This is a genomic window from Candidatus Izimaplasma bacterium HR1, assembly GCA_000755705.1.
Taxonomy (GTDB): Bacteria; Bacillota_I; Bacilli_A; order Izemoplasmatales; family Izemoplasmataceae; genus Xianfuyuplasma.
Genome location: CP009415.1, coordinates 172973 through 196726 on the forward strand (window position 1 = coordinate 172973; position 23754 = coordinate 196726).

Annotated in this window: 28 protein-coding genes; 7 read left to right on the forward strand and 21 right to left on the reverse strand. The window is 31.1% G+C overall.

Annotated elements, in window-relative coordinates; genetic code table 11:
- Positions 1–3: 3 nt before the first annotated feature.
- From KQ51_RS00905 to tmk, 3 genes are read right to left on the reverse strand one after another with little or no spacing between them, the layout of a single operon-like run.
- Positions 4–840, reverse strand: a complete 837-nt coding sequence (locus tag KQ51_RS00905; protein ID WP_038467837.1) for a PSP1 domain-containing protein — start codon at positions 838–840, stop codon at positions 4–6.
- 3 nt (positions 841–843) lie between these two features.
- Positions 844–1833 (reverse strand): DNA polymerase III subunit delta', encoded by a 990-nt coding sequence (holB, locus tag KQ51_RS00910; protein ID WP_038467840.1) that lies wholly within the window; start codon positions 1831–1833, stop codon positions 844–846.
- Between the two features lie 13 nt (positions 1834–1846).
- Positions 1847–2467, reverse strand: a complete 621-nt coding sequence (tmk, locus tag KQ51_RS00915; protein ID WP_038467843.1) for a dTMP kinase — start codon at positions 2465–2467, stop codon at positions 1847–1849.
- A 126-nt stretch (positions 2468–2593) separates the two neighbouring features.
- Between tmk and KQ51_RS00920 the strand changes: the two genes are divergently transcribed.
- On the forward strand, positions 2594–3250 hold the full coding sequence (locus KQ51_RS00920; RefSeq protein ID WP_052608987.1) for a metal ABC transporter ATP-binding protein: 657 nt from the start codon (positions 2594–2596) through the stop codon (positions 3248–3250).
- Positions 3247–4146, forward strand: coding sequence for a metal ABC transporter permease (locus tag KQ51_RS00925; RefSeq protein ID WP_052608989.1), 900 nt, complete (start codon positions 3247–3249; stop codon positions 4144–4146). The genes KQ51_RS00920 and KQ51_RS00925 overlap by 4 nt, the downstream gene beginning before the upstream one ends.
- A gap of 152 nt (positions 4147–4298) precedes the next feature.
- On the opposite strand, the gene KQ51_RS00930 is transcribed toward KQ51_RS00925, so the two are convergent.
- Positions 4299–5042, reverse strand: coding sequence for a sulfite exporter TauE/SafE family protein (locus KQ51_RS00930; protein WP_038467847.1), 744 nt, complete (start codon positions 5040–5042; stop codon positions 4299–4301).
- A gap of 56 nt (positions 5043–5098) precedes the next feature.
- Entirely contained in the window at positions 5099–6172 is a 1074-nt protein-coding gene (locus KQ51_RS00935) for a M24 family metallopeptidase (RefSeq protein ID WP_038467849.1), read from the reverse strand.
- 145 nt (positions 6173–6317) lie between these two features.
- On the opposite strand from KQ51_RS00935, the gene KQ51_RS00940 reads away from it, so the two are divergent.
- The 3 genes from KQ51_RS00940 to KQ51_RS00950 all read left to right on the forward strand — a co-directional run bounded on the left by KQ51_RS00940 (position 6318) and on the right by KQ51_RS00950 (position 9472).
- Entirely contained in the window at positions 6318–7745 is a 1428-nt protein-coding gene (locus KQ51_RS00940) for a TldD/PmbA family protein (RefSeq protein WP_038467851.1), read from the forward strand.
- Positions 7745–9040: a metallopeptidase TldD-related protein gene (locus KQ51_RS00945; RefSeq protein WP_038467853.1), complete on the forward strand. Its 1296-nt coding sequence runs from the start codon at positions 7745–7747 to the stop codon at positions 9038–9040. Before KQ51_RS00940 ends, KQ51_RS00945 begins: the two co-directional genes overlap by 1 nt.
- 150 nt (positions 9041–9190) lie before the next feature.
- Positions 9191–9472 (forward strand): hypothetical protein, encoded by a 282-nt coding sequence (locus KQ51_RS00950; RefSeq protein WP_038467856.1) that lies wholly within the window; start codon positions 9191–9193, stop codon positions 9470–9472.
- A 21-nt stretch (positions 9473–9493) separates the two neighbouring features.
- Here the strand turns inward: KQ51_RS00950 and KQ51_RS00955 are convergent, their stop codons facing one another.
- From KQ51_RS00955 to KQ51_RS00970, 4 genes are all read right to left on the reverse strand, one after another.
- Entirely contained in the window at positions 9494–9904 is a 411-nt protein-coding gene (locus KQ51_RS00955; protein ID WP_038467859.1) for a GNAT family N-acetyltransferase, read from the reverse strand.
- Positions 9901–10740, reverse strand: coding sequence for a hypothetical protein (locus KQ51_RS00960; RefSeq protein ID WP_038467862.1), 840 nt, complete (start codon positions 10738–10740; stop codon positions 9901–9903). Before KQ51_RS00960 ends, KQ51_RS00955 begins: the two co-directional genes overlap by 4 nt.
- On the reverse strand, positions 10730–12697 hold the full coding sequence (locus KQ51_RS00965; protein WP_038467865.1) for a toll/interleukin-1 receptor domain-containing protein: 1968 nt from the start codon (positions 12695–12697) through the stop codon (positions 10730–10732). Before KQ51_RS00965 ends, KQ51_RS00960 begins: the two co-directional genes overlap by 11 nt.
- A gap of 157 nt (positions 12698–12854) precedes the next feature.
- Positions 12855–14114, reverse strand: a complete 1260-nt coding sequence (locus KQ51_RS00970; RefSeq protein WP_038467867.1) for a hypothetical protein — start codon at positions 14112–14114, stop codon at positions 12855–12857.
- A 177-nt stretch (positions 14115–14291) separates the two neighbouring features.
- Here KQ51_RS00970 and KQ51_RS00975 point away from each other — a divergent pair, with 177 nt between their 5' ends.
- Positions 14292–14855, forward strand: a complete 564-nt coding sequence (locus KQ51_RS00975; RefSeq protein WP_038467870.1) for a prephenate dehydratase — start codon at positions 14292–14294, stop codon at positions 14853–14855.
- Positions 14856–14886: 31 nt separating this feature from the next.
- On the opposite strand, the gene KQ51_RS00980 is transcribed toward KQ51_RS00975, so the two are convergent.
- From KQ51_RS00980 to KQ51_RS01000, 5 genes are read right to left on the reverse strand one after another with little or no spacing between them, the layout of a single operon-like run.
- Positions 14887–15399: a hypothetical protein gene (locus KQ51_RS00980; RefSeq protein ID WP_038467872.1), complete on the reverse strand. Its 513-nt coding sequence runs from the start codon at positions 15397–15399 to the stop codon at positions 14887–14889.
- A 57-nt stretch (positions 15400–15456) separates the two neighbouring features.
- A complete protein-coding gene (gene truA / locus KQ51_RS00985) occupies positions 15457–16479 on the reverse strand; it encodes a tRNA pseudouridine(38-40) synthase TruA (protein ID WP_052608990.1) in 1023 nt (340 codons plus the stop codon).
- Entirely contained in the window at positions 16476–17441 is a 966-nt protein-coding gene (locus KQ51_RS09265) for an energy-coupling factor transporter transmembrane component T family protein (RefSeq protein ID WP_052608992.1), read from the reverse strand. Before KQ51_RS09265 ends, truA begins: the two co-directional genes overlap by 4 nt.
- Entirely contained in the window at positions 17438–18304 is an 867-nt protein-coding gene (locus KQ51_RS00995; protein WP_038467874.1) for an energy-coupling factor transporter ATPase, read from the reverse strand. Before KQ51_RS00995 ends, KQ51_RS09265 begins: the two co-directional genes overlap by 4 nt.
- A complete protein-coding gene (locus tag KQ51_RS01000) occupies positions 18280–19086 on the reverse strand; it encodes an energy-coupling factor transporter ATPase (protein WP_096334932.1) in 807 nt (268 codons plus the stop codon). Before KQ51_RS01000 ends, KQ51_RS00995 begins: the two co-directional genes overlap by 25 nt.
- Before the next feature lie 170 nt (positions 19087–19256).
- On the opposite strand from KQ51_RS01000, the gene KQ51_RS01005 reads away from it, so the two are divergent.
- The gene (locus KQ51_RS01005) at positions 19257–19856 is read left to right on the forward strand and encodes a glycerol-3-phosphate acyltransferase (protein ID WP_038467878.1); all 600 of its coding nucleotides are present in this window, start codon (positions 19257–19259) and stop codon (positions 19854–19856) included.
- A gap of 34 nt (positions 19857–19890) precedes the next feature.
- On the opposite strand, the gene KQ51_RS01010 is transcribed toward KQ51_RS01005, so the two are convergent.
- From KQ51_RS01010 to infA, 7 genes are all read right to left on the reverse strand, one after another.
- On the reverse strand, positions 19891–21123 hold the full coding sequence (locus KQ51_RS01010) for a hypothetical protein (protein WP_038467880.1): 1233 nt from the start codon (positions 21121–21123) through the stop codon (positions 19891–19893).
- Positions 21124–21241: 118 nt separating this feature from the next.
- Positions 21242–21604, reverse strand: coding sequence for a 50S ribosomal protein L17 (gene rplQ / locus KQ51_RS01015; protein WP_038467882.1), 363 nt, complete (start codon positions 21602–21604; stop codon positions 21242–21244).
- A gap of 15 nt (positions 21605–21619) precedes the next feature.
- Positions 21620–22576: a DNA-directed RNA polymerase subunit alpha gene (locus KQ51_RS01020; protein WP_038467884.1), complete on the reverse strand. Its 957-nt coding sequence runs from the start codon at positions 22574–22576 to the stop codon at positions 21620–21622.
- 21 nt (positions 22577–22597) lie between these two features.
- Positions 22598–22984 (reverse strand): 30S ribosomal protein S11, encoded by a 387-nt coding sequence (rpsK, locus tag KQ51_RS01025; RefSeq protein WP_038467886.1) that lies wholly within the window; start codon positions 22982–22984, stop codon positions 22598–22600.
- A 12-nt stretch (positions 22985–22996) separates the two neighbouring features.
- Positions 22997–23365 (reverse strand): 30S ribosomal protein S13, encoded by a 369-nt coding sequence (rpsM, locus tag KQ51_RS01030; RefSeq protein WP_038467888.1) that lies wholly within the window; start codon positions 23363–23365, stop codon positions 22997–22999.
- Between the two features lie 12 nt (positions 23366–23377).
- Positions 23378–23491: a 50S ribosomal protein L36 gene (gene rpmJ, locus KQ51_RS01035; protein ID WP_038467890.1), complete on the reverse strand. Its 114-nt coding sequence runs from the start codon at positions 23489–23491 to the stop codon at positions 23378–23380.
- A 32-nt stretch (positions 23492–23523) separates the two neighbouring features.
- Positions 23524–23742, reverse strand: coding sequence for a translation initiation factor IF-1 (gene infA, locus KQ51_RS01040; protein WP_038467892.1), 219 nt, complete (start codon positions 23740–23742; stop codon positions 23524–23526).
- Positions 23743–23754 lie beyond the last annotated feature (12 nt).

Genomic DNA, 23754 nt, shown 5'->3' on the forward strand with positions numbered 1-23754 from the left:
CACCTATTCTCCTTTTGGAGGAGTTTTTTTATCGTACTCGAATATTTTCTTCAAGTCTTCTACTTTATATGATTTGATACCTTCACCTTCAGTTAAAACTCGAACTGATTTATCAATAACGTTAGCGGCAATTACGCGACCTTTTCCGTCTTCTGTGATAACTGTTGAGTTTATTTTAGGTAATTGTTTTCTATGTTCTGTGTATGTATCGTTTTCATATTTGATACAGCATAATAATTTACCACATAGTCCTGAGATGTTTACAGGATTTAATGATAGATTTTGGTTTTTAGCCATTTTGATACTTACTGTATCAAAATCACCTAAGAATGTATTACAGCACAGTAAGTAACCACATGGTCCAATTCCTCCAAGGAATTTAGCACCATCACGAGTACCTACTTGTCTTAATTCAATTCTTAATCTGAATTCGTTAGCTAAATCTTTAACTAACTCTCTAAAATCAACGCGACCTTCTGCGTTGAAGTAAATGATTAGTTTCGTTCTATCTAGGGTGTATTCACAACCTAGCAATTTCATTTCTAATTTATTCTTTTTGATGTGTGTTTTACATCGTCCTAATGCATTTGGAATATCAGCAATATTCTTTTCGTAGTTTTTGATATCTTCAGGAGTAGCAACTCTGTAAACTGGTTTTAAAGCACTAATCAACTCGTCGTCCATTACTTCTTTAATTCCTTCTATAACTTCTCCCATTTCGTATCCTCTGACTGTTTCTACGACAACTTTATCGTACATTTTTAAATCAAAATCTTTTGGATCGAAATAATATTTTTTACCTACGGCTTTAAATCTGATTCCAACAACAGTATTAGCCATATTTTACCTTCTTTCTAAATCTAGTAATAAGTTTTCAAATGCTAATCTCTCATTAATATAATTATTAAGGCGTGATTGGAGTGTTAGCATATGTTCTAACTCGTCTATCAGTCTGTTTTTAGGTTTGTGGTCCACGATACCACTGATGATTCCAAGCTCGTCTTTGAAGACGATGTTACGCATGTTGCCTGTTATATAGTTAATAACATCTTTTTGGTATATTGTCATTAATGATAAGAACAAGGTAGCTTGTTCTTTTTCTTTGTCTTGGTATATTATACTATTATTCTCATTAAAGTAAATAACTAACGATTGATCATTAGTATTAATTATTCTATATATTTCTTTTACATTATCGATTAAATCAAGATAGTACTCGCTACTAGCAATTTCCATTGCTGTTTCAATTGAATTTGTTAATTCACTTAATACAGCAGATGTTTCATCAGAATATCCTGCTTCAATCATTTCCTGTTTTACAATTTCATGATTTAAGCTTTGAAATTGAACTACTTGGCTTCTTGAAATGATTGTCGGTAATATACGGTTGATATTTGATGTAGTTAAAATTGCATGAATGTTAGGGAATGGTTCTTCTAAGAATTTTAGTAAACTGTTAGCAGCACTAACATGGATAGTTTCAATATCCTTGATGATATAAATTTTCGGTCCAGGTTCAATACTTGTTTTACTAAACTCTGTTTGTAAATCTTGGACTTGTTGTTTTTTTATAATATTCTTTTCTGGTCTTATAACATATACATTGGGATGAGTCCCATTTTTTATCCTCTTACAGTTTTTACACTCTAAACAAGGTTTTGTGTCTTCGCTTTTACAAAGAAGCATTTGGGCGAAATAAAGAGCTGTTTCGAACTTCATAGTTCCTTTTTCACCTTCAAATAAATAGGCATGTGAAAGGCGGTCTTTTTTAAGACTATTTTCTAGTAATTGAACAACCTTTGGTTGTGATTCTTTAATTTTGTCAAATGCCATATTTTTCACCTTTTTATAAGTATGTTTTTATAACTTGTAATGTATCTTCTATTACTGTTTCAACTGGATTATTCCCGTCAATAATTACAAATCTATCCTTAAACTTCTCAATAATTATTTTGTATCCTTGATAAACTTTCTCATGAAACTCTAGTGTTTCTAGATCAAGACGATCTAGTTTTCTTGTACTCTTTTGAACACGATTTAATCCAACATGGGGTGGAATATCAATAAAGATTGTTAAGTCTGGTAAAACATCACCAATCGCGAATTTGTTTATATTCCATACTTCATCGATTCCTAACTCTCTACCATACCCTTGATATGCTAAAGATGAATCTACAAATCTATCACATAAAACAACCTTACCTTCAGATAAAGCTGGTTGAACTTTTTCAGCTAAATGTTGAGCTCTTGAAGCCGCATAAAGAAGCGCTTCTGCTCTTCCGCTCATCATTGTGTTTTCTTTAGATAGAATTACTTTTCTAATATCTTCAGCGATACGAATTCCACCTGGTTCACGAGTTGTTAGAATATTATATCCTTCACTCTTTAAAAACTCTTCTACTGCTTTGATTACTGTTGACTTCCCTGAACCATCAGGACCCTCAAAAGTTATAAATTTTCCTGTCAATATGAACACTCCTCTTCTCGTTAATATATTATCGCATATTTTAACTAAAAATTAAATATTATTTCGCTATTAAAGCAATTATATTATGTTATAATAGTAATAGAGATTTTTGTGAGGTGAATTACTGTGAGAGTAAATGTTGAAAATTTAACATTTGGTTATGATTATCGTACGGTATTGAAGGATATTTCCTTCAAGTTAAATTCCGGCGATTTTTTGGCGGTAATTGGTAATAACGGTAGTGGTAAGTCCACTTTAGTAAAATGTATTTTAGGTGTAAACAAGATTGCTCCCGGGCAAATTCTACTTGATGATGTTGATATTACAACCTTTAAAACATTCATTAATATCGGTTATGTTCCTCAAAAATTTGACGATTTCAATTATGAATTTCCCATTACAGTAAACGAAATTTTAACTGCTTCAAATATTAAGAAAATATCTGAAGATAAGCGGTTAGAACTTCTTGATAAAATAGGTATTTTAGAACTTCAAAATGAAAATATTAATAATTTAAGTGGTGGACAACTTCAACGAGTATTTATCGTAAGAAGCTTAATGAATAGTCCTAGAATGTTAATCCTTGATGAGCCAACAGTTGGTGTCGATCAGACAAATGTTGAAGGTTTTTATAAAGTTGTTAATGAACTTAATAAAGAGGGAATAACAATCATCTTAATCACCCATAATATTAACGAATCTAAAGCGAATTACACACATGTTTTAAGTCTCCATAACGGTGAAGGAGTCTTTAAAAAAGTTCTTACAGAGGAAGATGAATGATGAATTTACTTGCTGATGTTCCCTTCATAATCGCCTTATTCGAATACCCATTCCTAAGATACGCAATTATCGCTGGTATGATTATGGGATTTGTTACACCGTTAATTGGTTCGTTCGTTATTATTAGACGTTTAAGTTTTATCGCAGATACACTAAGTCATTTTAGTTTAGCTGGTTTATCAATAGGACTATTCTTAATCAATGTATTAGGTTTCACCTTTATTGGTAGTCCATTATATTTAGCAATTATTAGTGCAGTAATCGGAGCGTTCATTATTGAGATACTCCGTGGTTACTATCAGAACTATAAAGAGATATCAATGCCAATTGTTATGAGTTTAGGGACAGCCCTAAGTGCTTTGTTCATCGGTTTAAGTGGTGGATGGAGTAGTAGTATTTACAACTTCTTATTCGGTAGTTTATTAACTGTCGGGCAAGAGTATGTAGGTATTATTTCAATTGTATCTGCATTTGTTTTACTATTAATATTCATTTTCTACAAACAAATTGTTTTAGTTAGTTTTGATGAAGCTTACGCTAAGTTAGTTGGAGTCAAAATTAGAACATTCCAATTTGTTTCAACACTTGTTTTAGCATTAATCGTAAGTTTATCGATTGTTACTGTTGGGGTTTTACTTGTATCTTCATTAATGATTATCCCAGTAGCGGCCGCTATGAAAGTTGGAAAAAGTTTTAGAAATACAATAACGATATCAATTATATTCTCAGAAATAAGTGTTGTTGCTGGTATTTGGTTATCATATGAACTTGATATTGCTACCGGAGCTACAATCGTGCTTATCAATATTATAATTTTATTCTTAGTAGGGTTCTTTAAAAGATTCTATGTTAATAAGCGAATTAGAGAACAGAAAAAAGAAATTCAGACAAAATAAAAAAAGGAGGAAAATTTCTCCTTTTTTTTCATGATTAAACTCTTCCTTGGACCTTCCTTAATCCTCCGAATAAAAAACTCAAACTAATTATACAACTTACGTACACTTAAATCTAGTGACAATAGTGTCAGTAGTTCGTATTTTTAACTTTTCTAAAAGAATATCATCTTAACATCAAGGACAAGAAGGATTACTAATACCACAATTATAAATGTCTTTTCATCTAATTTCCTACTTATTCTCATACCAGCAATAAGCCCTATTACAGTGAATACTGTCATAACTAACAAGTTAACCAAAATGTCCATACTATACATATTTAGAAACATCATGAAAATAACTCCAATAATTCCCATAACTAAGAAATGAGTAGCTAAAGTACCTTTAAATTTTTCTTTATCAGTATTAGTTACGCTTAGATAGAATACAACAGGTGGTCCATCTATTGAAGCAATCCCGTTACCTATCCCACTTAATGAACCGGCAATGATCTGAAGTAAAATCGATGGTTTTAAATGGATTCGGTTAGGCAAATATAAGTTATAAGCTAAAACTAATATTGCAACAAAGATTAAAGATGCAGCTATATATATTATTACTTCTTCATTTATATTTTTTAATCCATATAATCCAACAAGTGTGAATATAGCTCCAAAAATAACAATAAGATAAAAATCTTTAATACCGCTAAGTTTTAGTGCGTTGTTTTCCTTAACAAGTAATAAATTTAGAATAACATTGAAGGAAATCATTATTACGACAATCTCACTAATACGTTCTACACCTAAAACCATAGTTAAAAGAGGAATGGTAACTAAACTACTACCAAAACCACTAATACCTTTAACCATACCAGCAACAATACCAATTAGTGCAATATAAACGTATATCATCATTATCTCTCCTTTAGTACTAATCTCATTTTAATATAAAAAATAGGACTGTGAAAGTCCTATTTTAAGATTATTAATTCTTTTGGTGATTCATTTAATACGATGCATCCATCTTCAGTTAAGATAATATCATCTTCAATTCTTACTCCACCTAAACCACTAATATAAATACCTGGTTCAATTGTTACACAAGCACCTAATTCAAGAGGATTAGTATTTACTTGTGAAACTCGTGGGTTCTCATGAACATCCATCCCTAAACCATGTCCAGTTCCGTGTTGGAAGTATTCACCGTATCCTTTTTCAGTAATATAATCGCGACATACACTATCTAATTCTTTACCTGTCATTCCTGCTTTTGCAGCTTCGACACCACGTTTTTGCGCTTCATATACCACTTGATAGATTTCTCTCATTTTAGCTGAAGGTTCCCCTAAACTAACTGTTCTTGTTAAATCGGAGAAATATCCATTATAACTACATCCAATGTCGAAAGTGATCATTTCACCCTCTTCAATTATTTTGTCACTTGCCATTCCATGAGGCATTGCTCCTCTTTCACCACTTGCTACAATAAATCTTTCCCAAGTTGAAGCGGCACCTAACTCAATCATTCTATTTTTAAGTTTGATTTCTAAAGATCTTTCCGTAATCCCTGGTTTAACCTCTTGTAAAATATCAGCTAAAGCTTGATCGGTTATCTCACAAGCCTTCTTCATTAATTCAATTTCAAAGTCTTGTTTACTAACTCTTAAGTCTTCAATTAGATCATTTAAAGGTACTAATTCAATACCAAGATTAGAATACATCTCATATTCTGAGTATCTTATTTTTTTATCGAAACCTAATCGCTTAATCCCCGCTTCTTTAACTACACTTGATATCGCTTTTAAAAGTCCACCTTTGATTTCCACAAAAGTAAAGTCTGGCACTTCTTTTTTCACTTGATCACGATATCTAAAATCACTTAGAAAATATTCGTTTTCCTTTGTTACAACCGCGAAACCAAATGAACCAGTGTAACCAGTAACATATTTAAGATTCTTAGCAGCAACTGGATTCTCTAATCCTGTTAATAAGATTCCATCTAAATCAAGTTCTTTCAATTTGTCTTTAATTTTACCTAGTATCATAATATCACCTCTTGTATTTGACTGCATTTTACAATATTTATTAAAACAATTCAATATTTATATAATGACAATTTAAAACAAGTTGTACATTGGTTATTTATCCTATAAAAGGATATAATAATATTTGATGAAAGAGGTGGATATTTTGAAAGCAAAATTAAGTTTATTTTTAAAAGAGAACAAAGCTCTTCTAAAAGAACTAGTTACTAACTTAGGTAAATACTATAAATATGTTAGTTTACTTGGTATTGATACTATTGGAACCAATTATAGTACAAGTGTTAGAGGTAGTGGTGTTAATGATTCAAATTGGAAAGAAAGAGGATTTGTCGTTAGAGTTTTTAACGGTGTAAATTATAGTGAATATTCTTTTAATAGTTTAAGTGATATGGAAGTAGTAAAAACCCGTATTGACGAGATTGCTAAAAGTGATATAACTTCACTATTAAATAGTGGATTAAAACTAATGGACTTTCCATTAATTCAAGATGAAAATATGATTGATGAATACACTAGTGAATTAGAAATAGATCCTTTTGTGGTTTCTCCAGATGATAAGTTAAAAGCATTAAATGATATTATGAAACAAGGTTTATCAAAAAGTGATAAATTCATTGATTTCAGAGTTTCTTACGAAGAAGTAAAAATCTCTAAAATCTTTTTAAGTACTGAAAAAGATTTATCACAAGCTATCCTTTATACTAATATGAATTTAGTTGCAATCGCTCGTAACAACAAAGGAATCAAGTATGATTTCCAAGGTATAAGTGGCTTAAAAGGATATGAAATTATCGATGAAGCTTATACTAAAATTGACAAAGTAACCAAAAGTGTTCTTGATTTATTAGATTCAGAAAGACTTATCCCTGGTGAATATGAAATCATTTGTGATCCTAGCGTTTCAGGTTTAATCGCTCATGAAGCATTTGGACACGGTGTAGAAATGGATATGTTTGTTAAGAAAAGAGCTAAAGGTGAAGAATTTGTCGGTAAACAAGTTGCTAGTGAAAAAGTAAATATGCGTGACGGTGCCTTAAGTGGTGTTGAAGTTGGAACATATTTATTTGATGATGAAGGTACACTTGGAACTGATACATTAGTTATTGAAAAAAGTATTTTAAATTCAGGAATTAGTGATTTACTAAGTGCTCTAAAGTTAGGTACTATTCCAACTGGAAATGGTAGAAGAGAGAGTTTTGAAAGAAAAGCTTATGCTCGCATGACTAACACATTCTTTGAAAGTGGAGATGACACTTTGGAAGATATGATCAAATCAGTTAAAAAGGGTTATGTCCTCGAAGGCTTCTTCAGTGGTATGGAAGATCCTAAAAACTGGGGTATTCAATGTGTAATAGCAAAAGGAAGAGAAGTTATTAATGGTGAATTCACTGGTAAAATAGTCTCTCCTGTAACTTTAACTGGGTATGTTCCTGATTTACTTAAATCAATCGATATGGTTTCTAATGATGAATTAGATTTAAGTGGTACTGGAGCTTGCGGTAAAGGTCATAAAGAATGGGTTAAAACTTCTACTGGTGGTACATACATCAAAGCTATTGGGAGGTTAAGTTAATGAAAAAACTAATAGAATTATTAAACAGTAAGAAAAGTATCGACGAATACAAAATTACAAAAACAAAGACATCTTCAACAGAGTTATTCTTTATTAAAGATGAACTTCAAATGAACCGTGGTAAAGATGTTTTAAAAACTACAGTTGTCGTTTATAAAAACTTTGAAGAGAATGAAAAGAAGTACAAAGGTTCTTCCTCAACAATCATTTCACCAACAATGACATTGGACGAAATGAGTGAAGCAATTGATACAGCTTCTCTAGCTGCTTCATTTGTTAAAAATGAGTATTATGGATTAGAAGTTCCTACAAACGAAACTGCACCAAAACTTCCTTCAAAATTTAGTGAAGGAAATATGATAGATAGTATCGCTAAGTTAGTTAAAGACTTATATGAGGAAAATAACCAATTTGGTTCATTTATCAATTCAACAGAATTCTTCATAAACAAACAAGACATTAGATTAATCAACTCTAATGGAATTGATGTCTCTTTTACAAAATATTCTGGTGAAATCGAATTAATTACTGAAGCAGTTGGTAAAACAGAACTAATTGAATCATACGATGTCTTCTATTTTAGTGACTACGACAAAGAAACAATCAAGACTCTAATTTTAGAATCTCTAGAATTCGCTAGTTTAAGAGCAAAAGCAATTCCTATGCCTAAAGTAGATAACCTACCAGTAATTATAAACGGTGTAGCCGCAAAAGAATTATGGGATTATTATACTTTTAATGCATCAGCATCAGCTGTTTATAATCATCTCCATACCAATAAAGTTGGCGATACAGTTCAAGAAAAAGGTAATGGTGATTTAGTTTCGATCAAACTTGTTCCTTACTTAGAAAACTCAAGTGCATCATCTTATTATGATGCTAACGGTACTTTCCTTAAAGAAACTAGTATAATCAAAGATGGTGTCATCGAAAACTTAATAGCTGGTAAAAGATTTGCTCATTACTTAAATGTTCCTTGTACTGGTAATATTAGAAACACTGTAGTAGCAAGTGGTTCATATACTGAAAAAGAGTTAAAAACAGGACCATATCTAGAACTACTTAAGTTCAGTGATTTTCAATCAGATGCTATGACTGGTAACTTTGGTGGAGAATTTAGACTTGGTATCTACTTTGATGGTGAAAAGAAAACTCCTGTAACTTTAGGAAGCATTTCTGCTAACATTAAAGAAGTTCAAAAAAACATGTATTTATCTAAAGAGTTAATTAAAGACAATAGTTTTATAGGTCCAAAGCTTATTAAATTTGATAATATTGATATCGCAGGAAACTAAAATAATCAAGCAAAGATCATATATATGGTCTTTGTTTTTTTATAGAATTTATTCCCTAATCTCCCTTATAGTATTTTACAAAAAACCTTGTATATTTTATTTTGAGGAGTAAAATACATATGAGGAAGACTAATCAAAGGAGGGAACTATATGGAAAAATATGCATTTATTAAAGAACTAACAAAGAAATACTTAGATGGTGATTTATCCACCCTTAGAATGGACTACAACAGCACCAAAATTGCTACTGTTGATGTTATTTATGAGGATTATAACAAATACCGATTTGACTATATCTTAGAAATAGATAAGGAATCTAAAAAGGTTAAGTTCCTAAAACACTTTTGTGAATATGGTCGAGACCAAATTGGTTTAAAAAGAAATAAAGTGTTTGAAGACGCGGTTAAAGAATATTTATTTGAACAAATTTAAAACGACTCAAATCTGAGTCGTTTATTTTTTTACAATATAACCTACTGTATTTTGCTTGCTATAATCCTCAAGACCAAGAGACTCATAAAACTTTCTACTTCTCTCACTCTCATCAGTCATTAAACATACTTGTCTAACATTGGGATACTTTTCAATAATCATTTTCATAAATGTTCTTCCTATACCTTGTCTTTGATATTCTTTTAAGACTAAGATATCTTGAATATACACTATCGTATTAGCATCGCCTATTGTTCTAATTAATCCCACTAATAAGGATTTATCATATGCCGCAATAACATCTAAAGAGTTTTTTATTCCAGAGAATAATTGCTCTTTTTTATTTGTATATGCGTACCACTCATTATTTAAATACAGATTTAGGATTGCATCTTCATCAAATACTAAATCTTGATATACAATGTTACTCATTTTTTCTTATGCCCGCCTTCTTTTCTGATTCTAAAACGTAGTGTTTTAATACGTTTTCTCATGTCTGATTTAATATGTTTCTTAAACTCAGAGTTACTATTTATAATATCCTCAAATGGATAAAATTCACGTTTTTTCTTACTCGAGAAATATCCCAAAACGAGTAAAATAAATCCAACGATAAACCATGTGTAAGAAAATGAATTAGCCATTTCTAATAAATCCGTATCAGGCAATACCATTGGTAGAGCGAAGTATAAAATAGCGGCTACAAGACCTGCGATTATACCCACTTTAATAGTACTTGATATAACAGTCACCAAAGTCTTCATAAAGAATCTTCCTGGACTTAACATCTTTAAATTGAAATTTCCACAATACACATTTTCAATCTTTTCTGTGATGCTATTTGGAATTACTTTATTTTCGTAATCTTCACCATATTCCTCTTTAAGAATTTCAAATGCTAATGGATCTGGTCTTCTGTTTTCAAATGTTTCTAGTAAGGCAAGAGCTTTATATTTATCAAACTCTAATGTTGTTAATAATACATTGTTCTTTTGATAGTAAGTTCTTAGTAATACATAATCAATGTATTGATCAAAATATCTTTTTTTAAATCCTCTAAAATCCTTACGGATATTAGATAAGAAGTATGCTTTTTTAATTTCGGCTGTATGATCTTTCTTATAATCAGACTCAATATTTAAAGGTAAAACATATTTCTCAATTTCTTTAAATGATAACTTCATTTTATCTTTTGAGACTTGTGCTCCACAACGATCACAATACAATGTCATTTCATTTAATTCCTTTAAACATTCTTTACACTTCATTGTTTTCACCTCGCAAGTTCATTGAGATACGATTATTTTTCTTCACTTTCTTATAGTTGACATGAAGAATAATATCATCAATCAAATGAGAGTATTTTTCACTACGATATAGTTTTTCAAAAATGATAGATTCAATAATGTGTTTACGATCAAATTTCTTTTGTTTTAATATTGAGTCATATAATTCAACTGTACTTCTAGCCTTTACTTTAGCCAGTAATAAATACATATACTTATCTTCACTTGAATTATCAAGATAGAATAATTCCTGGGCTTTGGCTAATGCATTACTAAACTTTTTCTTTTCTAATAATGTATCCAGTTCATCGTATAACTTATTAGTTAATTCTTGTAATTCTTTTAAATCTGAACCACGTTTTTGAATTACCTTTTCGTAATTCTTATAGAATCGTTCACTATAATCTTTTATATGAGATTTTTGATAAGAAGGATGAGCTTTTAGATCCTCAAAATCTTCAAAGATATTTTCAAGTTCTTTGATACGATTTGGATTATCTAGTAGAAAGTTTATTTCGTTATCTGTGACTATTCCATTTCTTAAAATATTATCTGCCCATAAAGTTAAAATATGGTTTGGTAAATAAGAATGCAGATAATCTCTTTTTGATTTATTAGGTAATTTAGGCTTATTGATATAATCAGTGATTTGATCATACAAAAACTTTTCAAATTTTTTCGAGTTAATTGGTTCTCCAGTGTTATCTTTTTTAGCATATTTTTTATATTGTTTATAAGCCACTTTATTGTATAAATCAGCCATTTTAGATAGGGTTTGTTTCTTTGCGATATAATCTAAAAAGGTTTCTGTTGATTGGAAATTATTTTCCGACAAGAATAATAACCACCAAGCTTCCGCACTTTCAGGATCAATTCCCAGTGCATCTTTAATTGAGTTAGCAGCATCTTTATAGTTACTTCCTATCAATTCAATCTTTGCTCGATTTGTCTTTCTAATAAAATCACTAGAATCAGCATCAGAAATATTTTGCTTAGTATCTGGTGAAGTTGAATAGTTAGCATTAGTATCAGTAAGCATTGAATAAACACGACGCTTCAATTCAATTAATGCATCCTCTTTATTCTCCGTAGCATCAATCCATTTTATTCCATCAAAGAAATACTTAAATGTTGAAGTATGGCGTGATGAATCTACTTTAAATTCAACTCTTTGTTTATTCAGTTTATTAGCTATATCTAGTTCTCTTTTAACATCTCTTGAAATCATAGATTCATGAGATGATATTACTAGAAATACTTTTGATTTAGAAATAGCATCCTCAATATTTATCCAATAATTCTCGTTATCATTAGGACGTAAATTTCGTGAAGAAATCCAACAAGCACTACCATCTTTTTCTAATACACCTAATACTTCAGTAGCAATTTCAATTTCAGTTGAACGAAAAGAAATAAATACATCCCTTGGTATTGAAGAATAGTTCTCTTCATCAATTAGTTTTTGAGTATACTTATTACGATAAGCATCTATCTTTTCTGGGTTGTGGCGAGCTATAAAATTCTCAACCAAGCTTTTATCTCGAACATCACTATACTCTGTGATATGAGTTATAATAGTTTCTGCATCACTTTTTATTTGAACTGTATGATTATAAAAATCAAATAAATACCTTCTAGACCCAAATGAATAATTAGCATATGCGAAATAGTAATTAGCTAAATCATCTTTAGGAATTAGTCGTAAAATTTCTTTAGAAAAAGCCAAGATATTTTTGTGGTCGTCAGCTAAAACACTTCGTTTTAAGTTATTACGAAGTTTACTAATTCCACCAATCTCAGCTTCACTTTTTAATGCAAAATCAATCCCATTAGCTAATAAAAATGTATTACCACAATACTCGCAAGTAACAGCACTAGTATCACTACTAACATCAAGATTATTACCACATGTTGTACATACTGCCTTTACTACATCCATAGCTTTCCTCCTAGATAAACAAAAAGCGATATTATTCGCTATGTTTATTTCCTTACAATAGCTCTTCTATTTTATTCTACTACAAGTAGTTATTTTTACAAAGTCTATATATGAAAAAAACAACCTTTATTAGGTTGTTTTATTCTTCTTTAATTGTTCAATCGTTGAATAGTGTCTCTATATAAGATTCGTCGACGGTAATTACTAAACGAGATTCTAATTCATTAAAATTATCTTGATTATCATCAGTAAATCCATAAGGTAATAAATACTGATTTAAATTAGTCGCCATATCATTCAGTATTGTGTTGATTTCAGCTGCTGTTATCTCGGTAAAAGATAACCCATAACCAGAGAGAGATACCTCTTCATCTGTTAGTGTGAAAGATGCTGGTTCAGTATCATTATTTGAGTTAGTTGCTATTGTTAATGTGACATCAGAACTGTCATTAAACAAGACACTATAACCTTCAAGAATTTCTTGATCATTTTTATATACCTTTTTCTCTTCAAAACGATTATCTCTCAGAAAATCCCAACCAGAGACATATGCCATATTCCAGTTGATTCCGTGGTTCCCATCGTTACTTGAGAACATTAAGATATTATTTGTTTGATCATAAAGGTAAAGGGCTCCACTCTTAATTGATCCATCTGCATTCAACCCAATAAACCCTTGTTTATTATCATCTATGGCAACTCCTACATTGATTCGCCCATCATCTCTAGAAGATAATGTAAATTGAAATTGCTCATGATTCTTTGTCTCTAAATAACTGTATGTTCCTTCATTATGCTTTAACCCAATTGAGAATGATTTGTCATCTTGAATATATTCATCATAATACTCACTAATTATAACTTCTTCCCCTTTTTGCTGATTATGACGATAATACCTAACATTTAATTTTTCATCTATATTCTCTAGTTCAATAATAGTCGCATTGAACAATGTATATGTATTACTTCCGTAATTTCTTGTGAATGATTGATATTTTTCTAATCTTATTTTGTTATTTTTATCAACTTCAAACATGAATTTTACATTATCATCATTGATTTCAAGGTCACAAGTATCTTCAGAAGTAAGTTCAGAACACTCTTCTACAACTTTACTAATTAGTTCATGAAACTCCATCAAAATATACTTATATTGATATAACACAAAAGAGAAATCTCTTTCTACCCCATAGATTTTTTCAAAATCTTCACGACTATAATCAATATAATCATCTGAGCTTAATCTTTGAAAACTATTAGAACCTTCAGCTTCTTCGATTACTGGATAGCCAATTAAATCTTCAACTTGTTGTAGATAATCATTATAGATTTTTAATCCTTCATCAATATTTTTTACTTTTCCTTCACATGCAGTAAGCGAAACAATTAACAGTATTACTATGAGTAACTTTTTCATATAACAAACTCTCCCTTTTCCTAAGATATATTTTCTTCTCTATTACAATTTTACTACTTAACTCCACTAATTGTAAATAATTTATTTATGAACACCTGATTCAATGAAAACCTATTCACTTATAATGATTTTGAATTATATGGTAAAATCATTATAAGAAGTAAAGGAAGTGTTCTTATGAAGATTATTGGATATCAAGGTATTGAAGGTTCAAATAGCGAAGAAGCCGCTCGTTTATTAGCTGAGAAATTACAACTTAAAGACTATCTATTACTACCCTTAGTATCATCTTTAAATGTTTTAACCTGTGTTGAAACTAAAAAGACTGATTACGGAGTTGTAGCAATTAGGAATAATCATGGTGGTACCGTTAAAGAAAGTATGGACGCTTTATATAACTCACCTCTAAACTTAGTTGAATCAATTGAAATACCAATTCATCACTTTTTGTATGTTAAGGATGATTCTATAGCTGTAAACGATATAAATCATATATGCTCACATCCGCAAGCTTTTATGCAGTGTAAAGATACTTTAGAAAAAGAGTTCAAGGATGTCAAATTAGTACCAGATGAAGATACGGCTACTGCTGCTAGAAAATTAGGTAATGGGATATTCTCAAGTTCAACAGGAGTTCTTTGTCGGAAGAATGCTGGTGAAATGAATAACTTATATCTCCTTAAATCATATTTAGAAGACAATGATAATAATCGTACTGAATTTGAAATGTATTCAAAATAAAAAGGTATATCCTCATCGGATACACCTTTTTTTAACTTAATTTGTTTTTAATATTATTAATCTCTTTGATAATCCTAGAAATTCCAAAATATAATGCTGAGATTAGTAATGCAGGAATGATAAAAATGGCTCCTCCACTCCCTGCGGCAATCAAACATACAATACCTAGTATAAGTACTACATAACCTATAACAGTATATCCAAAGCTACCCTCATTGTCTTCTTCGCTCACTGTTCTAAGTTTAAATGCATTTGAAACTGCCTTTTTTACAAGTTCCGGATTAGAATAATCAAGTTCGTAAATTCTATATGTTTTACTAGAACCTTGTTTGATGTTCGCATATGTCATCTTTTCCGAATTATAGTATAGCGAATACTTCAAAAAAGCGTCCTCAACTTTACCAATCGGTTCATATCCATCAATAGAATCTACTACCTTAGATTTTAGGACATCCACTTTGATGAGAACATTTATCTCATCTTTGATGGTTTTAATTCTTACTTTTTCTTCTAATATACTATTCTCATATTCTAAATCAAACATAACATCCTCCTAATAAAAACAATCCCCATATAAGGATTGTTTATTTTTTCCCTACATTTAATATTTTACATTATATAAATACAAACCACAAGATGGCGCTTTATCTTTAATAAGTGTAACATCTTTTAACTCTAGTAATTCTTTAACAGAGTATTTGAGTTTACCCTTATTAATAGCAATTATTGCTCCTACAATGTTTCTAACCATATATCTTAGGAATCCATTTCCTTCAATATTGATATAGACATAATTATCTTTATGTTCTAAGTATGCATTGTGAATCGTTCTGACAGTTGATTGATCTGTCTTTTTTGTAAATGAAGCGAAATCATGAGTCCCAATAACACTTTGCAGTTGAGTGTTAAACTTGGTTATATCAAAGTCATTTATTGTCCATTCATAGTTTCTTTGAATAGGATTAAATTCACCTGTGTTAATTTTGTATTGGTACTTTTTAACTAGTACATCATAACGACTGTGGAATGTAAAATCTACTTCCTCAGTTGTTTTAATGTAAATTGAATCAGGTAAGTATGAGTTAAGTACTTTTTTGATATTCTCTACTTTAATGGAAGAGTTTATATCAAAATGAAATACTTGGTTTAAGGCATGAACACCTTTATCTGTCCGTCCACTTGAATGGATTGGTATATCTTCTTTAAAGATCTGTTTTAAAGTTGCTTCAATTGTTCCTTGGATACTTTCAGCGTTTAATTGCTTTTGATACCCGGAATAAGAACTACCATCATATAAGCAAATACATTTAATTCTTCTTTTATCTGTCTTTAATATTTCATACACTTTATATATTCTATTTTCTTTAGTAGTTATTTTAGCTATGACAGGCTTTTGATTAATCATTAGTTCTAATATTGTTGTATCATTCAAGGTGTTATATGAAGCTATTTTAATGGTATTCAGGGTGTTTGTCAGGAAGTTATTAAGTAGTTCCTCATTAGTAAAGAACTTGTCTTCATTAAATGTTCTAACTCCGTATATCTTTTGATGAATAACATCATTTAATAACTCTATATTACTTGTTTCCCAGGCTTGATAATATTTTTTGATTAAATCTATCATAAAGTCGTTACTACAACAATTGATGCAGCCATAAATATAACTGAAGCTATTACAACAATTGTATCCATTATTTGCCAAGATAAGACATGTAATCTTGTTCGTTTAGCTCCTGGGATAAAATTACGAGCTTCCATTGCGTTAGCTAGATCATCACTTCGTTTAAAACTAATGATAAACATCGGTACAAGCAAACTGATTACCTGCATAATTTTATCTTTTATTTTACCTTCAGTGAAATCAACACCTCTACTAGCTTGTGCTAACATGATTTTGTTTGCTTCATCTAGTAGTGTTGGGATATAACGTAAAGCTATTGATATAATCAAAGCTATTTCTTCTGAACTAATACGAATAATGCTAAGCGGTTTGAGTAATTGCTCTAACCCTAACGTTAAGTCTGTAGGCTTTGTAGTTAACGTAAGTATTGTTGATAATGTTACAATTATCACCAATCTAATCATAATAAAGAATGCACCACTTATTCCATCTGTATAAACATTTAAGTTCATATCAAACACTAAACTACCTGGGGTGATATAAGTCATTGTTAAGATTAATGAAGCCGCCAAGAATGCAAAGTAAAGTAGTTTAAATTTCACTAGTCTTTTTGTGAAGTAATATAATACAATTAATCCAATTAAGATTGGAATATTATATAAAGTAACATTTAAAACATTACCATAAAGTAGTGTTCCTGTTTTAACAAATAGTACTTGAAAAGTAAATGTAAAGATTATTAAAACCATTATTGGTCTTAACCCTCTTGCAATCCTACCAACAGGTATTCCACCAAATTTTAAAAGCACTAAAACAAGTGACAACATAATAAAAATATGTAAGACATCTTGTAAAATAAATGTTGAAACCATTAATAACACAAGAGCCATAATTTTACTTCTTGGGTCCATTTTGTATAGGAAACTATCCCCAGGGACATATTGTCCAATTATGATATTTTTCATTTTAGAACCCCCTTAACGTGTTCATACAACTCATCAATTGTACGAGGAAGTTTAGGAAATTTTATACTCAATTCTTCTTCTAAATGTTTCGTTAACTCTAAGATTTCAGGTAAATCTAAATTCCATGATTCTAAATCTTGATTTGTATAAAGATCTAAAGGTGTCCCATCAAACTGAAGTTCACCCTTTTTCATTACTAATACTCTTGTTGCGTATTTATAAACAGTATTCATATCATGAGTGATAATGATTACTGTTTTATTTAACTCTTTGTTGATTGAAGTAAACAGTTCTAATAAATCATCTCTACCTTTAGGATCCAAACCACTTGTTGGTTCATCTAAAACTAAGATATCAGGTTCCATAGCTAAGATACCTGCGATACTTACTCGTTTCTTTTCTCCACCAGATAGGTTAAAAGGACTTCTTTCTAAGTATGTTTCATCCAGACCAACCAATTTAATTACTTCTTCTGCTCTTTTTTCAGCATCTTCTTTTGATACACCGAAATTCATTGGGCCAAAGATGATATCTTTTTTTACTGATTCCTCAAATAATTGATATTCAGGAAATTGGAAAACCAATCCAACTTTTTCTCGTAAATGATTAAGTTTTACATTCTTATTCTGTTTTCTAACATCTTTGAATATTTTGACACCATAAATACTAACAGTCCCACTTGTTGGTTCAACAAGTGCATTCATATGTTGTACTAAAGTACTTTTTCCACTACCGGTTTCACCGATAAGCGTTATAAATTCATGTTTATCACTAATCTCTAAATTAACATTTTTCACCGCATTATAACTACTACCATCAATTCCTATATAAGCATAACTTACTTGTTCAAACTTAATTGCCATAAGATATCATTTAGCTCCTTATTATCAATATTCGCTTCTTGTAGTTTATGTAGTAGTTTTAATGGTAATAATAATTCGAGGTTACTAGAATTTAGAGTAGTTTTATCATTTAATATTTCTTTTGTATCGCCACTTGCTATAACGGTACCTTCTTTTAATATAATAATTTTATCACTGTGAACTGCCTCTTTCATATCATGTGTGATCGAAATAACAGTTACACCAGAATCATTTATTTCTTTGATTGTATCCATAATTTTATCTCGTCCTTTAGGATCTAACATGCTTGTTGCTTCATCAAAGATAATAATATCAGTATTCATTGCGAGAATACCAGCTATTGCAACACGTTGTTTTTGACCTCCTGAAAGGTTATGAGGTTCTTTCTTTAGATAATCTTGCATACTTACTTTTTTGGAATATTCTTCAATTCTCTTCAACATTTCTTCTCTATCAAAACAAAGGTTCTCCATACCAAAAGCGATATCGTCCTCAACAGTGACACCAACGAACTGGTTGTCAGGGTTTTGGAAAACAATACCGATTTTCTTTCTTACGTCATGGACTGTTTCTTCTGTTAAGGTAATACCATCAACAACGATATCTCCTTTGTCCGCCTTTAATAAGCCGATTATTAACTTAGATAACGTAGATTTACCGCTTCCGTTATGACCTAGAACACTAACCCAATCACCTTTTTTAATGGTGAGACTTACATCTGTTAAAACAGGGTTATTTTCTAAGTAACTGAAGGACAAATCTTTTATTTCTATGATGTTCATTCTATCAACTCCATTTGTCATAATGATTATAACAAAACAATTCTAAAAAAGCACTAAATATGTTAAGTCTTATGATACATCTTTCTCATAATGTTAGTCGTTATACATTTCTCTTTTATTTATGAAATATTCTTGTATAATTTAGGTGTTGTCAAAAAAGGAGAATTATTATGGAATACTTACTTATTATCATTTTATCATATATGGTTGGAATCATAAGTCCATCACATTTAATTACAAAACATCTTAAAAAGATTGATATTAGAGATGTTAATAGTAAAAACGCTGGTACAAGCAATGTAGCAATGACTCTAGGTCTGAAATACGGTGTTATTGTCGGTATATTTGACATTTTAAAGGGTTTTATACCTGTTTTGGTAGTAAGACTACTTTTCCCTGGAAATGATGTCCTATGGGTTATTTCGGGTGTTAGTGCTATACTAGGTCATATTTATCCAATCCATATGGGATTCAGAGGTGGTAAAGGAACAGCTACTTTTGGCGGGGTTTGCTTAGCTTTATTCCCTGTGGTTAGTTTAGTACTGTTTGTTTTGTTCATTACAATTTTAATTGTCAGCGATTATATTGTTGTACCAACGATGTTAGCAGTTATTTTAATACCTGTTGGAATGATCTTTACAAACTTTAGTATAATAAGTGTTCTGATATTGTTTATATATACTTTCTTATCAGTTTATAAGCATTGGCCTAACTTAGTTAGGATATATAGAAGAGAAGAAATAGGATTACGAGAAGCTCTAAAAAAATAAAAGGTAGATACTTGAATGTATCTACCTTTTTTATTTATCTAATTAAGATTAATCTCCCCGAAGCATCTTGTGTCCAATGCCCATTAGCAGCATCAAAATCTACTTTGAAAGCATCCCACCATGCGTTTGAAGGCATTGAAGTTGCATTTACTTCTGTAGCGTTCAACACTCCACTCGAAGTTGATGGTGTATTAGAAGTTCCAAATATAGCATTTGAGTAATAACTATCATTCACTATAGGGTTTGGTTTTCTACGACCAATTAAAGAACCTAAGTTAATAAATGTAGTTTGAAGTTCTCCTGTGAAGAAAGTATCCTCAAAAGTCATTACTGAACCAGTTTGAGTATTACCTACAAATCCCCCTACATATTTATTTGAAGTATAGCTTACTGGACCATCAGATAAATTAACTGTACCTGAGGCAGTATATTCAACAATTACTCTAGTCATACTTATTGTCATATTTTGAACGGTTCCAATGATACCACCAGTATTAGAAGTCGCATTACCTGCAGCAACGTATCCTTCAAAATCAACGTCTTCTATAACTATGGTTCCAGTACCTTTAATTGCTCTTGATATTAGTCCACCAGCTCTTTTACTGTTGTTAAGAACTGTTAAATTTCTTGTTTTAATATTTTTGATTGTTAAATCAGCATTAGCTTCAACTTGTGCCACAAGTCCCCCACCACCGCTTAGATTACTAGCTAGTACTTCGGAATCTGTGATTGTAATATTCTCGATGTAGTTATTCGTCCCTGTTACCTGACTAGCAAAGATTGCTGATTTAAGAGACGAAGAAGCATAGTATGCTGTTGTGAATCCCATATTAAGATTATTGATTTTAACATTCTTTATTGTCGCACCATCCATACTTGAGAAAAGACTTAAGTTTGTTGATGATGCATCTGTGGTTATAATCGTTAGATTACTGAGTGTATAGTTCTTTCCATCAAATGTCCCATTAAATTGATTATTATCAAACGACCCCAGATAAGACCATGTAAATGATGAGAAGTCAATATCATTACCTAGACAATATTCATCAGATGAACTACTTGTTGAAGCGGTAGCAAAATCATAAAATTCTTGTGCTGTATAAATCTTTGTACAACTATCAAATCCCCATTCACCTAAAGATATATTCTCGTTAGTGGTTGCTTCTAAGTTATCAAAATAAGCATATGATATCCCCACAAAAGAACCTAAAACAGTAAATATTAGAATCGACATTAGTAGTTTTTTAAAAAGCAGATTTAGTCTCATGATTTAACACCTCCTTTTCCAATGGTCATTATGAAATATTGTATCATAACTTCTATCAAATACAAATCAATACAACCTAAGGTACAAAAAAAGAGGCCAAAGCCTCTTAATTTATTAGTTATTCAACGAATTCAATAATAGCCATTGGCGTAGAATCTCCACGTCTTGGACCAAGTTTTAATACTCTAGTGTATCCACCGTCTCTTGTTGTGAAACGAGGTGCGATATCACTGAATAATTTTTGAAGTGCGTTTTTGTCATTACCAGCATCTAAGAAACGAACAATTTGAGCTGCTTGTCTTCTTGAAGCTAATGTATTTCTTTTACCTAGTGTAACCATTTTATCAGCTAATCTTTGTAATTCTTTAGCTTTAGTTTCTGTTGTAGTGATTCTTTCATGAATTATTAGTTGAGTAACTAGATCACGTAACATAGCTTTTCTTTGGTCACTTCTACGGTTTAATTTACTGTATCCTGCCATGTAAATTACCTCCTATTAGTGTCTTGCAAGTCCAAGACTAAGCTCATCAAGTTTTTGTTTAACTTCTTTAAGTGATTTCTTACCTAAATTACGTACTTTCATCATATCTTCTTCTGTTTTCTGAGTTAACTCTTCAACAGTGTTGATACCTGCACGTTTTAAACAGTTATAACTTCTTACTGATAAGTCTAAATCTTCTATTTGCATTTCTAAGATTTGAGAGTTTTGTTCATCTTCTCTCTCAATCATAAATTCTTCTTCTTTAACTTTTTCGCTTAGTTCTACCATTACTTCTAAATGTTCTATCATCATTTTTGAAGCGATTGAGATTGCTTTTTGTGGGCTAATGCTACCGTTAGTCCAAATTTCTAAAGTCAATTTGTCTTGGTTTGCATGTCCACTTGAAGCAGGTGATACATCGTAATTTACACGTTTAACTGGTGTGTAAATACTGTCAATTGGGATAATTCCGATTTGTGAACGGTTGATGTACTCTTTGTTTCCATCAGCATTCATATAACCAATCCCGCGACGTGCAGTCATGATCATTCTAAATTTTCCTTCATTTACAGTACAAATGTATTGATCTTCATTAATAATTGATACTTCATTATCACAAATAATGTCTTTTGCTGTAACTACGTGAGGTCCTTCGACATAGATTTCTAAACGTTTTTCTACGTTTGGATCATCATTATCGATGCTTAAAACAACATCTTTTAAGTTTAATACGATGCTTGTAACATCTTCTTCTACGCCATCAATTGATGAGAATTCATGTTGAACTCCATCGATTTCGCAGTTGATGATTGCTGCACCTGGTAAACTAGATAGTAAGATTCTACGAAGACTATTACCTAAAGTAACTCCGTATCCTCTTTCTAATGGTGAAACAACGAATTTTCCGTAAGTATTCTCTTCATTGATTACTTCAATATCGGTATTTGGTTTCTCGAATTTTAAATCTTTCAAATGAACAACCTCCCTAATTTCCTATTTATGTGGTCGTTTTGGTGGACGACATCCGTTATGTGGAATAGGTGTTACGTCTTTGATAGCTGTAATTTCTAATCCAGCAGTTTGTAAAGCTCTAATTGCAGCTTCACGACCAGGTCCTGGACCTTTTACTGAAACTTCAACTTTTTGTACACCGTGTTCCATTGCGCTTTTCGCACAAGCTTCAGAAGCTAATTGTGCAGCGAATGGAGTTGATTTACGGCTCCCTTTGTAACCTAATGCTCCTGCACTGCTCCAAGCAATAGCATTACCATTAGGATCAGTAACTGTAATAATAGTGTTGTTGAAAGTTGAATGGATATGCGCTACTCCTGAAGGAATATTTTTACGCACTTTACGTTTTGTTCTTCTTTTTTGTGCCATTTTTATGTCCTCCTATGTTTTTTTCTTGTTAGCTACAGTTCTACGAGGTCCCTTACGAGTACGAGCATTGTTTCTTGTGTTTTGCCCACGAGTAGGTAGCCCTTTTCTGTGACGCATTCCTCTGTAACTTCCGATTTCTTGTAAACGTTTAATATTTAAAGCAACTTCTCTACGTAAGTCACCTTCTGTTTTTACTTTTGCTACTTCAGTTCTGATACGACCTAATTCGTCTTCTGTTAGGTCTTTAACTCTTGTATGTTCAGAAACCTCTGCAGCTGCTAATATTTCTAATGCTGTAGATTTTCCGATCCCGAAAACATATGTTAAAGAGATTACTACTCTTTTGTCTCTTGGGATATCTACACCTGATATACGTGCCATAAGTTCCTCCTATTAACCTTGTCTTTGTTTGTGTCTTGGATTTTCACAAATTACCATAACTCTTCCATTACGTTTGATAATTTTGCATTTATCACAAATCTTTTTTACACTTGGTCTTACTTTCATTTTTAAATTTCCTCCTCTGGAGATGTTTTTCTTTATTTATGACGATATGTTATTCGCCCACGTGTTAAGTCATAAGGTGATAGTTCTACCGTTACTCTGTCACCTGGTAGAATGCGAATGTAATACATACGGATTTTACCAGAAACGTGAGCCTTAATACGATGTCCGTTTGCTAGTTCTACGATGAATTCAGTATTAGGTAATGATTCGACAACTTTACCTTCTAATTCTAATTTTTCTTCTTTAGCCATAAGATTCCTCCT